This window comes from Maridesulfovibrio sp. (assembly GCF_963666665.1).
In the GTDB taxonomy this organism is placed as follows: domain Bacteria; phylum Desulfobacterota; class Desulfovibrionia; order Desulfovibrionales; family Desulfovibrionaceae; genus Maridesulfovibrio.
Genome location: NZ_OY762999.1, coordinates 3,747,559 through 3,760,658, shown reverse-complemented (window position 1 = coordinate 3,760,658; position 13,100 = coordinate 3,747,559). Strand labels below are relative to the sequence as shown.

Here is a 13,100-nt window from a genome sequence, read left to right as displayed (position 1 = left end):
GCCCATCCTTCACGATGGGCACTCTTTTTGGACAGAAAAAAGCCCAAGCCTGACTGCCAGTCAGGCTTGGGCTTCATCTGTAATATAAAATTAAACTTTACGAATGCTGCTTGGCCGGCACAGTCGCATGACCAATGTACGAACCGGCTACAAAGATCAAAATAGCCACCAAGATAGTCGGCACAATGGCATGCACACCACCCATAGCAGGCTTCATAATGGTCAAGGCTATGAAGGAACCGGTTCCGCACAAGATCGAAGCAACAGCCCCGGTAGCATTAGCCCTTTCCCAATAAAGACCCAAGACAATGGGACAAAGAAAAACAGCCTCCAAACCGCCAAAAGCAAACAGATTGATCCAGACAAGAAGATCCGGCGGTTCTATGGCTGCCACAAAAACCATCATCCCGATAACAACAGTGCTGATCAAACTTGCTTTTTTAAGCCCGCCGAGAGTCATACGGGATGCATCTCCCTTCAGCCTGTAATGAATGTATAAATCCTTAATGATGGCAGCTGAAACAAGCAGAAGCATGGAATCAACCGTGGACATAATGGCGGCAAGCGGGCCTGCAATGAAGACACCCGCCCAGACCGGAGAAAGCAGCTCCACAATCAGGCTGGGCATCGCCAAGTCACCTGCGGGTAAATCCGGAAGCACGGCACGTCCAAGGGTTCCGGCAAGGTGCGCGCAAAGGATCATGAACCCGATCAGCAAGGTTCCGATAACCATAGCGTTGTGCATGGCTTTCGAATCTTTGTAAGCCATACACCGCTGCGTGGTCTGCGGTAGACCGAGGATGCCGATCCCTACCAACACCCAGAATGAAAGGGTGAAAGGTTGGGGAACGGCATCCTTCGGCCCGGTGGGAGTGATCAGTCCAGGATCAATAGCTTTCAGAGACGAAATACATTTTTCCATGCCGCCGCCGGCCTTGATTACAGCCAGCAGAATAACGACAACAGCTACAACCATAACAATACCTTGAATGGCATCGGTCAACACAACGGCCCTAAAACCGCCGACAGCAGTATAGAGAACCACACTGACACCGAACAACATCAGCCCGACAATGTATGGATAGCCTGTCACAGTCTGGAAAAGACGTGCTCCGCCGATAAACTGTGCGAGCATGGCCGCCATGAAAAAGAGGATCAGGGCCACGGAACAAAGGATGACCACAGCATCGCTTTTGTAACGGGCGCGGAGATAATCGGTAATGGTCACCGACTCAGTCTTGCGGGCCATGATAGCGAAACGCTTACCGAGAATGCCGAGAGTCAGGAAGGTGGTGGGCACCTGAATCATTGCCAGCAATACCCAGCTCAGGCCGAGACGATAGGCAACTCCGGGACCGCCCACAAAACTGCTGGCGCTGGTGTAGCTGGCGATGATGGTCATAGCCAGCACAAAGCCTCCCATGGAACGGCCGCCTATGAAATAATCCTCAATAAAACCCTGCGATGAAACACGCCCTTCGCTCTTTTTCCGGGCCCACAGAGCCACAGCAAAAGAGAGGGCCAGATAGCCGATAACAGGAACAATAGTGGTAATATTGGCAGACATTTTTACTCTTTCCCCATCGGCGCAGCGTTCACGGTTTTGTCTTCTTCATTCGTTGAAGGAGACTCGGAATCAAGCGGCATATGTTTGAATTTGAAATGCACAAGCAGCCAGAGGAGAATCGTAATAAGGGGGTAGCCGACAATACAACTGTAGAAAAACCATTCCGGCAGACCGAAAACATAGGAATAATTATCGGGATCACCGCTCCCCATGCCGTAGGCACAAACATACCACCAGATAAAATATATTACATAGGCTCCCAACGCGAACAGGGCTTCTTTATCAGCCTGCTTAAAACGCGGGTCCTGCACTTGCTCTTTCATTAAATCCCCTCTTAGACCTACAAAACCAACCAAGCTCTTCCATTCTTTTTGAAAGAAGCCGACAACGTTGGTTAACGTTGCCGGCTTTAGGAAGACCATGAGACAATCAACAACTCGCCAGTCAGCCGGATAAAGGGATTCAGCAGCCTGACGCAGGATTGTCCATGGACCTACAAGTGAGGATATGGCTATTCGCACACTCGCATGTTTTTGGTACTTTTAATTTATAGACGAATTAACCGAAACGGAATTCGATGCCGAAAGTTCCGTTAGGATATTCCCATCTTTTCAGAATGGTTTTACCGCACAGAATACGACAGGTACCGCATTCCAGACAGCCTGCATAATCAAAATGGATATTGCCGTTGTCGTCCTTCTTATAAAGTCCGGCAGGGCATGCAGCTTCCAGTTTGGCGAACTCCTTGGGATCAGGATTCTCTACCAGTTCGATATGTGGATTTCCTTCGTCGACAAAAAATTTGTTCACGCCCAGTTTGACGTCAACGTTTACCGGATTACTCATATTGATTTCACTCCTTTGAAGCCGTCTTTAAGCAGGTTCAGGAATCCGACCTTCTTCAAATGGGGCAGGACCATTTTGCGCAGGGGCATGCAGGGACCGTTAATAGTGAAGAGGTCTTTCATTACCCCGGTCACCAAAGCCGGATACTCGTTATACATACGGGTGTTATCCAGAAAGTCAGGAAGATTCTGATAGAGTTTCATATCTTCCATGATGAAACTGTCCTCGAGCGCTGCGGTGTAGGAAGACAATCCGCTTTCGCTGAAATCGCCTTTTTCCTTAGCAGCAATGACAGCCTTGGCTGCAGCTTCACCGGAAGCAATAGCGAGGTCCATGCCGCGCACGGTGTAACCGACGTTCAGGCACAATCCGGCTGCATCACCGGCAATAATTACGCCGTCGCCAACCATTTTCGGAATCATGCCGTAACCGCCTTCAGGTACAACATGGGCGGAATATTCAATCTGCTTGCCGCCCTCAACCAGAGGCTTGACTGTGGGATGGTTCTTGAAATCCTCCAGCATCTGGGGAATAGATTTGCCCACTTTTTCAATGTTGTGCAGACCGAATACGAGACCGAGAGAGAGGGTGTCCTCGTTGGTATAAATAAAACCGCCACCCATCTGCCCGTCAGAAGGAGCCCCGGCGAACAGCCATGCTGCGCCTTCATCGTCAGCACAACCGAAACGGTCATTAATCTGCTGCTTGGAAAGCTGGATCACTTCCTTAACGCCTACTGCACAATGGTGGGGAGTGACCTTATCAACCATACCCAGCTTCTCACCGAGGATGGAATTTACGCCATCGGCCAGAATGACCATATCGGCTTCCATCTCTTCGCCCGCTGCGACAACACCACAGACCTTGCCGTCACGAACAATGAGGTCGTCCACACGGATACCGGGAACAATGCTGGCTCCGGCTGATTCAGCCTTATCTGCGAGCCACTGGTCAAATTTCGAACGCAGGACGGAATAAGAACGGTCCGCAGGATTTTCGGATTTCGGAGAAGCGTAATCCATGGTTGCGCTGCCGCTTTCGTCCATAAAAGAAACCTTTTCGTGAACAATACAACGCTCTACCGGGGCTTCCTCTGCAAAGTTGGGGAATATCTTTTCCAGACTGTGGCCATAGAGCCTGCCGCCGGTCATGTTCTTTGCTCCGGCAAAGTTGCCGCGTTCAATAACCAGTATTTCCAGACCGGCCTGAGCCAGAAGGTAAGCACTGGTGCAGCCGGCAAGCCCTGCTCCAACAATAATTACATCAAATTTGTCTTCAGACATAACGATACCTCATACATGGCCGGAGGGGCCTCTGAGATGTTTTTGGGTTGAGTGAAGGGAGCCCTCTCCGTTGAACAAAAAGGAGAGAAGCGATCTATTCCCAATAATTTCTGCCTGTTAAGGCTGGCTTTTCCTATTTAAGATAAGACAATAAGTCAGCACCCTTGAGATAATTGTAGGGCACTGCCCAATAATAAATTAAGAAGACGGAAACGACGACGCCCGCAGCCACAAGTCCCCATCCAAACACCCTGTCACACCTATAGTCGGAAGCAAGGGTTTCTGAGGCTGGAATCTGATGGAGCTTGGCATGGAAACTGATTTCCTCTTCTGTTCTGCTTTGTCCCTTAGAACCCAGCACAGCCATCACTGCGCTAACGACAAGGCCAATAAAAAAGGGATCGAAGAAGTTATTGAGCGGGACACCGGCCAACTCCTTAAGACTCTTGGAAATCAGGTAACCGAAGAACCCACCTACCATGGAATAATAGGCTCCACGTTCGGTCAGCTTGTCACTCCAGACACTGGAGATTGCCACTACCCCCCACGAGGAAGCGATAATGGTACTGGCAAACCATGTTGTAATGCGGATGGTCGAAAAACCCATGCATGCAAAGCCAAGAGCTATCAACCCGACGCCCAGAACAACAAATCTGGTGAATTTCAGCTGCGCCGCTTCACTCTTGAAATCGATATCCAAGACATCACTGGACATGCTGAAACTCACTACCGAGAGGAAGGTGGAAGCAGAAGACAGGCCTGCGGTCATAATCCCGGTCAGAAGTACAACCCCTATCAATTGCGGCATGACCTCAAAAGCGGCCCAGATAAGGACTTTCTCCGGCTGATCAATATTTGGATTAAGTGGGATAAGGCTGATTGCGATCAGGTAGAGATAGAGAAGGAAGAATACAGTAAGAAAAGCTGAAATCACACCGGATCGAAAGATAACATGTTCATTCCTTGCCATCATGTTGCGCCCTGCCTGCCAAGGGCTGACGCCGACAGCCAGCATCCAGACCACTCCCATGGTGACCGCATACATCACGATATCCATTCTGGAACTTCCGCCTGTATTGCCATGGAAATCAAGCAGTCCTGCGGGAGTCTCAGGCGATGCAACCAGAATGGTAAGCAAATTGTTCAAGCCTCCTGCGGCATCAAAGACAAAAGGACCAGCAACAATGGTTGCACCGAGAAAGAAGATGCACATCAAGGTGTCAGTAATGACCACACCACGCGAACCGGAATAGAATGTGAAGAGAGTGATGCAGAACCACGATATCAGGAGGCATGAAATGCGATGGTAACCGGTCAGGGTTTCCATAAGCATCCCGGTTCCCTGAATTACACTAAGAAGATATGCGGACAAGGAAATTACGGTTGTAATTCCTGCAAAACGACGAATTCGCTTACTGTTGAACCGCTGCCAGAAATAAGACGGCATGGTGTTCACTTCAGCACGCCTTAGATAACGTCCAAAGAACAAAGGTCCGAGTACATACCCGCATGCACACAGCGCATTGATCAGAATCATGGTTGTAATGTTGCCGCCGAAACAATACGCTGTATCACCCATGAAACCGTTCGTACTCAGCATTGACGCGAACATGGTTCCGGCGATCATAAGAGTCGGGGCATTACGTCCGCACACGTAATAATCCTCGACATTTTTAACTTTTCGGCCTGCGTAGGTACCGATCAGCATATAGATAAATATGCAGATAAGAACGCCAATAGTGTAAATACTCATAGTATTACCCCTGCTGACGCGTCTTCAGTTGTTCATGCGCTCGCTGTTCACGCGTTAAGGTCCAATTCATAAAAAGGCCGACTGCAACGAGACACAACCCTATAAATAAAGAAAAGATAATTTCACCCATAACACACCCCTGTTTCCATCCCTGCATACTGCTGACCCATACTTCCCGCTCTTACTTTAATAGAGAACAGCAGCAAGAGATATTAAAACATTATTCCAACCCGCCCTTAATAAAAAACTAAATACCTACCTGAAATCAAAAAGCTCATTTTCCCTTAATCATCCCTATAAGGTTCTTCATCATCACAACGAGCCTTATTCTATGTGATGATGAAGAACCAACAGGATGTTCCTGACTATAATCTGCTACTCCGGATAAAGATTCATTTGCATTTCGACTCCGTCCTTCCGTCACTAACCGGCGGGACGCTATGGAGTTTAAGGGAATGGTCGAGTGCAAAGATGTCGGTTATTAGTATGTATTGATAGGATTGCCGTCCTGATATGATACTTACTTTTTGAATCCTCTTCCCGGCAGCAGCAAGGAAGACCTCCAACTATGGCGGAGAAGGAGGTCCCTCCTGACGCTTTCAAACTAACTAGCTTTTGAAAGCGTCAACCAGTGCAGGAACTACAGTATAAAGGTCGCCAACGATGCCGTAGTCGGCATAATCAAAGATAGGTGCATTCTTATCCTTGTTCACAGCAACAATGGTCTGAGAGCCGTTAGCACCGACCATGTGCTGGACCTGACCGGAAATACCCAGTGCAAGATAGAGTTCCGGCTTGGGCATAACACCGGAAATACCGATGTAACGCTCGTGCTCCATCCACTTTTCGCCTTCAGCAATAGGACGAGAACAGCCCAGTTCAGCTTCAATAGCTGCACAAAGCTCTTCTGCAAGTTTCATGTCTTCCTGCTTGGATATACCGCGTCCGATAGCTACAATGCGTTTTGCCTTGTTCAGGTCGACACTGCTGCCCTGCTTGGGCTGACGGTCAATGCACTTGATGGAAACTTTAGGTTCAACAAAATCCACGGTTACAGCTTCACCGGTCTTGGATGCATCTGCTTCAGCAGCCTGATAAACACCGCCACCGAAAACTACGATGGAAACCGGAGAAACGATCTTTTCATCACCGATAGCAAGACCACCGTAGACCATGTGTTTAACCTGTACATTATCGCTCTCGGCAGTAACCTCAGAAGCTTCGGTTACAACACCGGCGCCAAGCTTGACACCCAGCAGGGAAGCCAGTGCTTTACAGCGTCTGGTACCCGGCATGAGGACCATGGAGGGCTTGTCGGCTTCTGCTATTACTTTTGCCATGGTGTCAGTGTAGGATTCCACAATACGTGCGGAATCTTTTTCACCGAGGTAGTAAACTGCATCTGCGCCGAGCGCGAATGCCTTAGCGACATCTTCCTGAGAACCGATAATAAATGCAGAGACTTTCTCTCCCAGCTGCACGCCGCCGGCAATGGCTTCGGGCAGACGGGATTCTGCATCACTGAATACCCATACGTTGGAAATCTTACTCATTTTCCCTCTCCCTAGTTAACTATTGTACGCAAGTGGCTGATAAATTCTGCGATCTGATCGTCACCATCACCTTCGATAATAACGTTCTTACGCTCTTTCTTTTTGGGTGCCTTGATTTCGACCATTTCCACCAAAGCAGCTCCGCCATCTTCAAGATCAGCAAGAGCCATAGCGTTCACGGGCTTTTTACCAGCGCCGAGAATAGCTTTCATGCCGGGAATGGTGGGCACATTGATGTCAGTAGAAACGGAAATAACTGCGGGCAGCGGCACTTCAAGTACTTCGACTTCACTTTCCAAGGCACGTTCAACGGTCAGCTTGTCACTTGCAACGGAAACAATCTTGCTTACACCGTTAAGAGTAGGGACTTCGAGTTCTGCTCCAAGACGCATACCTACCTGCTGTGCATAAAGGTCGCCGGAACCGTCACCGCAGATGATCAGGTCAAATCCGACTTTCCTTGCAGCTGCAGCCATGAGGCTTGCGGTCTGGTGGGGAAGTGCTCCCTTGAGGCCTTCATCAATAATTGCAACCAGTTCATCCGGTCCACGGGACAGAATGTCCTTACGAGCCTTGGTATTTTCAAGCTCTTTGCCACCGAGACTCATGGCAGCGATGCTGGAATCAGCAATTTCAGCCTTGATCCCAACAGCAGTTTCAATTGCGTTCAGGTCAAACTGGCTGATCTTCGGAGCAGCCTTGCTAGTATCGAGGGTTCCATCAGCCTGAACAGCAATATCCTGCTCTTCAGGAACCAATTTGCAACCAACTATAATTTTCATATATTTCCTTCCTATTTTGATTATTGTTGACTGAGGGGGACTGCAGATCGGAGAGGAATACTGCAAAGGGGTGCCCCCCTCTTATCAACACACCTCAAATATTAATTATTACTTCCACTCAGCCAGAGCGTAGTTAAGGTACGCAGTTTCAGGATTGTCAGCGTCGATAACCCGGAAATGGATGGAGTTGTCATCCCATTTCCACATCTGGGTCTTGATGGTGCAACCCGGATACAGGGATCTGGTGATACGGGTCTTGAAACGGGTCAGACGCTCAGGTTCACCGGGGAACAGAGTTTTAATGATGTGACGGCATGCAAAACCGGCGGTGCTGACTGCGTGCAGGTTCGGTTTCGGATGATCAAATTTCTGGGCATATTCCCAGTCAATGTGCTGAGGATGGAAGTCGCCGTTAAGACGATAGATAAGTGCCTGGTTCAGGGGAACCTGCTCAGTTACTTCAAAATCAGGTTCACGTTCAGGAATTTCAACGATATCGCTGGGAGCTTTTTCGCCACCCCAGCCGCCGTCATACAGGGCGCAGTCCCAGCTTTCGTTAGTGAAGAGCTTGGTACCGTTCTCGTCGAAGGTTTCACCAATGTGCTGTGCAAGACAACCACGACCTTCGCCACGGTCATACAGGGCCTTAAGCAGAACTTTAGTGGTCAGTTTGCCGGACAATGCAGTCATGGGCTCGTGAATCTGCAGGTCAAAACCCCAGTGCAGAGATCCGCCCCACTCAAAGCCGTAGTCGATGGTTTTGGTAACTTCACTATCAACAATGGGCATTGCCGCAAACATGGGCAGTACCTTCATGTCTTTTTCGTAAACATATTCCAGATCGGACTTACCGTCTGCACCGGCTCCGCAACCCAGAGCAAAAATGCTGAGTTCCCTGAAATCGTACTCACGTTCAAAGGGGCCGTACCATTTGCCCACCATATCGAGTTTTAACGCCATGTTCGTTCTCCTTTTAAAGTTTTTTATTAAAAAATACAATCAAGTTTATTTTATAACCATGATTAGTTTATAGCTTATATTCATCCACCTGAATGTACTTCCGCCACACTTATAACCTGTGGTTATTTAATTGATCCGCCGAAGCGGAGGAACAAACTTTTAAATGTTCTCAGCCCTTAACGCGCCTTTACAGACCTTGCCGGAGCAGGTTCTGGGAAAGGACTCCCTGATCTCGATAATTGAAGGAACTTTAAATTTGGCAATGCGTTCCGCACAATAATCAAGAATTTCACCGGCAGTAAGTGACTCCCCATCCTTAACGATGACGTACGCCTTTACAGCCTCATCGCAGATAGGATCAGGAACGCCTACTACCGCCGCATCAGTAATTAAAGGATGGTCCACCAACATGTTTTCAATTTCGGTGCTGGCAATGTTCTCACCGGAACGCTTAATCAGGTTCAACTTGCGATCAACAAAGTAAAAATATCCATCCTCATCCGTGTAGCCTTTATCCCCGGTCTTAAACCATCCATCAGCTGTAAAAGATGCTGCAGTTGCTTCAGTATCGCCGTAGTATCCGTTGAAAAGAGTCTTTCCGGGCTCGCCCTTAATGACGATCTCCCCGATATCTCCAGCCGGCAACTCATTGCCTTCACCGTCAATGATCCTTACGTCATACCCAAAACCGGTCCGGCCGATTGAAGGCCACCTGCGCTCGTCACCGGGACGGTCACCAATAATGCCGACCACAGTTTCGGTCAGACCATATGAAGTGAAGAGCCTGACGTTGAAACGTTTAACGAATGCATCCTTTTCATCATCGGAAAGGTTAAGGTAGAAAAGAACGTCCCGAAGACAATGATTCTTCTCCCATGAACGCTCCGGCTGTAATTGCAGAGTACGGATCATAAGCGGGATGCATTCTGTCAGTGTCGCACGGTGCAGGCAGACCTGACGCCAGAATTTTCTGGCACTGTATTTCTCAAGCATGATGAAAGTCGCGCCGGACATGAAAGCAGGCAAAGCGGCTGTACATTGAAAATCGATATGACAGGCGGACATCATGGTCAGGTATCTGTCTTCTTCACGGATACCCACCTGCCACGAAGTATAACGTCCGGCAAAACAGAGATTGTAATGGGTGATTACCGCCCCTTTCGGATTCGAAGTTGTACCTGAAGTAAAAATAATCTCTGCGATATCTTCACTGCTCACGGCTATCTCTTTATCCAGAGAGACCGGCTGCTCAGCGAGAAGCTTATTGAAATTTAATGCCCCCTGAATCTCACGTTCAGGATTAACACGGGCAACCAATACGTGAGGAATGGAAATATCATATTCATCCTGCAGTTCCTTTTGAGTAGTGAGGAACTGCTCTTCGATGACAAACGCTTTCGGCGCACACTTCTCAAGAATATGCGCACATTCGCAATGTAAATAATGAACGTTGACCGGCACCATGACCGCGCCGATTTTGGCAAGGCCGAACCAGCAGAACAAAAACTCCGGACTATTGTTGAGCTGGACCGCAACACGGTCCCCCTTTTCAATGCCTAAACCCAAAAACAAGGATGCAGTCCGAGTGATTTCGCCATTGAGTTCGCGGTAGCTGAACTCAGCGGTTTCACCATGCGCATCTTCAAAAACCAAAGCGGTCTTGGCACCGAACGTCTCGGCCAGATCTTCCCAAACCTGACCTAGATTTTTATCCCCAACAATATCCACTTGAACTATCCTCGTCTCTGATCTGATTGTATCCGTTGGAAAATTTTCGTTTAATTTCCCGGACTGTTCAAAACGCTTATGCGGGTGGTGAAGTCCAAAAACCATGTCAGGATTAACGACACGACTTTTGCGATGAATGCTTACCGCGCGCTTTGAACAGTCCGGTCTATATCTATTTCAAGAGTTGCGATTATTTTTAGTTAACCCAGCTTGATGATGCCGTTATCGGCGAGCTGCTGGAGCTCTTCGTCAGAATATCCAAGATCGGCCAGAATATTCGCGGTATCCATGCCGTGATCAGGCATGCCGCGCCAGATTTTGCAGGGCTTGTTCTTGAACTTGGGCATTACGTTGGGGCCCTTGACCTTTTTCCCGGCAGTGTTCTCCCACTCAACAATGGACTCGCGAGCGATATACTGGGGATTGGACTCAAGTTCCTCCACGGTCAGCACTTTGGCACCCGCAACCTTGATTGCTGCGAGTTCTGCCAGCATGTCAGCAACAGTCTTGGAAGCCATGTACTCATCCAGTTTCTCTTCCACCAAAGCAGCGGAAGGAAGCTTTCTGGAAATGAGCTGGGTTCCCTTGGGGAACTCTTCAGTATCGATAAGATGTTCAAGACCGATCTTGGTGAACATTTCCTCAAGCTGAGAAGCTCCGACAATTTCCATAACGATAAAGCCGTCACTGCAGCCGTAAGTACCGCAACCGGCCCAGAGAGGATCTTTACCCTTGGTCTGGCGGGGGCACATTTCGCCACCGTTAAAGAAATCCATCATGTAGTACTGGCCTGCATTAAGCATCACTTCGTACATGGCGATATCAATGCTTTCACCCTTGCCGGTCTTCTGTGCGTTATACAGGGCTGCAAGCACAGAACTGGTTACCGCGTAACCGGACAGGTAATCAGCTGTGTACGGGAAAGCGGGCATGGGCTGGTTAACATCACCGTTCTGGATAAGGTAGCCGCTGAATGCCTGCGCAATGGTATTGTAGGCAGCAAGGTTGGTGAACTTGTCATCACCGTACTGGCCGAAACCGGACAGATGTCCGATAACCAACTGCGGATTGTGTTCCCAAAGCAGCTCATCAGTAAGTCCACGACGAGAGAAAGCAGGGCCTTTGCTGGCCTCGATCAGGACATCGGCAGTTTCAATGAGCTTCAGGAAGGCTTCCTTGCCCTCGTCCGAGAAAATGTTCATGGACAGGGCGTGCAGGTTGCGGCGTGACAATTCAGGGTAATTGGGCTGCACACGGATGGTGTCTGTGTATGCGGAATGCTCTACCCAGATAACCTCTGCTCCCCATTCAGCCAGCATCTGAGCAGAGAAAGGGCCGGCAATCTCAATGGCAGAGAATACAACGCGGACACCTTCCAGCGGACCGAATTTAGGGGTATTTAATTTCTTGGACATATTTTAATCCTGATTGTTGGCTTATGTTACTTCTTGCTATCCTAGCGGTATTTCTTGAGTTCAGCACGACCGAGAGTAAGGATCTGCATTTCGTCAGAACCACCGGAGAGACGGTCAATACGCAGGTCACGCCAGAAACGGCCTACACGGTGACCGGTTACGCCGATACCGCCGAGGATCTGCATAGAAGTATCAATTACTTCGAAAGCAGCGTTAGCGCAGAAGTATTTGCACATTGCGGAATCACCGGAAGTAGCAGTGCCCTGATCAGTCTTCCATGCAGTTTCGAAAATCATATTCTTCATACTGTTGAGCTTGATAGCCATGAGAGCGATCTTTTCCTGAATCAGCTGGGTACGACCGATTGCTTCGCCGAACTGTACGCGCTGGTTGGCGTATTTTGCAGCATCTTCATAAGCGCACAGAGCGATACCGTAGTTGGTGCAGGCAACCAGAAAACGCTCATCATCGAACTCTGCCTTAACGCGGTTGAAGCCTTCGCCCTCAGTTCCGAACATGTCTTTTTCTTCCAGCTCAACGTTGTCGAAAATAACTTCGCAGCAGCTGTCCATGCGCAGACCGAGCTTATCAAGCGGGTTGAGCTTGATGCCTTCTTTGCTCATATCAACAAACCACTCAGTGAAGATGGGCTTTTCAGAAGAAGCATCACGGGCCATAACGATAAGGTAAGGAGCGTGCAGGGAGCTGGTGATGAAGCACTTGTGTCCGTTCAGGTAAACCTTGCCGTCTTTACGGGTGTAGTTGCTCTTCAGGCTACCTACATCGGAACCTGCGCCGGGTTCGGTGATCGCAGAGTTGAACATCTGCTTACCGGTGCCGCGGAATGCAAAGATCTTATCGATCTGTTCCTGGGAACCGTGGCGGAGAATAGTGCTGAAGCCGGGAAGCTGGTAAAGGACATAAGTAGGAGCACCGTGACGGCCGAGCTCTGCCCAGATAGCGGTAAGGGTAACCATATCCATGCCCATTCCGCCGTGTTCTTCAGGCAGGAGCATGGTATCAACACCGAGATCAGCCAGTGCTTTTACCCAGCGTTCCGGATACTCATGGTTCTTATCGCACTCAACGAAGTACTGTTCCCAGTTTTCGCTTTCCATCAGGTCGCGGACACCCGCAACAAACAGTTCCTGTTCATCAGAAAGATTAAAATCCATGAAAGAATCTCCTTTTTTATCAAGGGGGAAGCGCTAAG

11 protein-coding genes are annotated in these 13,100 nt (G+C 49.0%); all 11 read right to left on the bottom strand.

The annotated features are described in order from the left end of the window. Positions 1 to 97: 97 nt before the first annotated feature. Complete coding sequence (gene panF, locus ACKU40_RS17220; RefSeq protein WP_320174017.1) at positions 98 to 1,567, bottom strand: sodium/pantothenate symporter; 1,470 nt, start codon at positions 1,565 to 1,567, stop codon at positions 98 to 100. Positions 1,568 to 1,569: 2 nt separating this feature from the next. Further along, a complete protein-coding gene (locus tag ACKU40_RS17215) occupies positions 1,570 to 2,088 on the bottom strand; it encodes a YhdT family protein (RefSeq protein WP_320174016.1) in 519 nt (172 codons plus the stop codon). 37 nt (positions 2,089 to 2,125) lie between these two features. Further along, positions 2,126 to 2,413: a ferredoxin gene (locus ACKU40_RS17210; protein WP_407944295.1), complete on the bottom strand. Its 288-nt coding sequence runs from the start codon at positions 2,411 to 2,413 to the stop codon at positions 2,126 to 2,128. Beyond that, a complete protein-coding gene (gene fixC / locus ACKU40_RS17205) occupies positions 2,410 to 3,696 on the bottom strand; it encodes an FAD-dependent oxidoreductase FixC (RefSeq protein ID WP_320174015.1) in 1,287 nt (428 codons plus the stop codon). The genes ACKU40_RS17210 and fixC overlap by 4 nt, the downstream gene beginning before the upstream one ends. A 133-nt stretch (positions 3,697 to 3,829) precedes the next feature. Beyond that, positions 3,830 to 5,449, bottom strand: coding sequence for a sodium:solute symporter family protein (locus tag ACKU40_RS17200; RefSeq protein WP_320174014.1), 1,620 nt, complete (start codon positions 5,447 to 5,449; stop codon positions 3,830 to 3,832). A gap of 608 nt (positions 5,450 to 6,057) precedes the next feature. Further along, positions 6,058 to 7,002 (bottom strand): FAD-binding protein, encoded by a 945-nt coding sequence (locus ACKU40_RS17195; protein WP_320174013.1) that lies wholly within the window; start codon positions 7,000 to 7,002, stop codon positions 6,058 to 6,060. Positions 7,003 to 7,013: 11 nt separating this feature from the next. Beyond that, positions 7,014 to 7,784, bottom strand: coding sequence for a putative electron transfer flavoprotein FixA (gene fixA, locus ACKU40_RS17190; protein WP_320174012.1), 771 nt, complete (start codon positions 7,782 to 7,784; stop codon positions 7,014 to 7,016). Positions 7,785 to 7,892: 108 nt separating this feature from the next. Further along, complete coding sequence (locus ACKU40_RS17185) at positions 7,893 to 8,744, bottom strand: MaoC/PaaZ C-terminal domain-containing protein (RefSeq protein WP_320174011.1); 852 nt, start codon at positions 8,742 to 8,744, stop codon at positions 7,893 to 7,895. A 159-nt stretch (positions 8,745 to 8,903) separates the two neighbouring features. Next, a complete protein-coding gene (gene caiC, locus ACKU40_RS17180; RefSeq protein ID WP_320174010.1) occupies positions 8,904 to 10,472 on the bottom strand; it encodes a crotonobetaine/carnitine-CoA ligase in 1,569 nt (522 codons plus the stop codon). A gap of 200 nt (positions 10,473 to 10,672) precedes the next feature. Then, positions 10,673 to 11,887 carry an L-carnitine CoA-transferase gene (caiB, locus tag ACKU40_RS17175; protein WP_320174009.1) on the bottom strand — a complete coding sequence of 405 codons (1,215 nt, stop codon included), beginning with the start codon at positions 11,885 to 11,887 and terminating at the stop codon, positions 10,673 to 10,675. 41 nt (positions 11,888 to 11,928) lie between these two features. Next, positions 11,929 to 13,062, bottom strand: coding sequence for a crotonobetainyl-CoA dehydrogenase (caiA, locus tag ACKU40_RS17170; protein ID WP_320174008.1), 1,134 nt, complete (start codon positions 13,060 to 13,062; stop codon positions 11,929 to 11,931). Between the last annotated feature and the right edge of the window lie 38 nt (positions 13,063 to 13,100).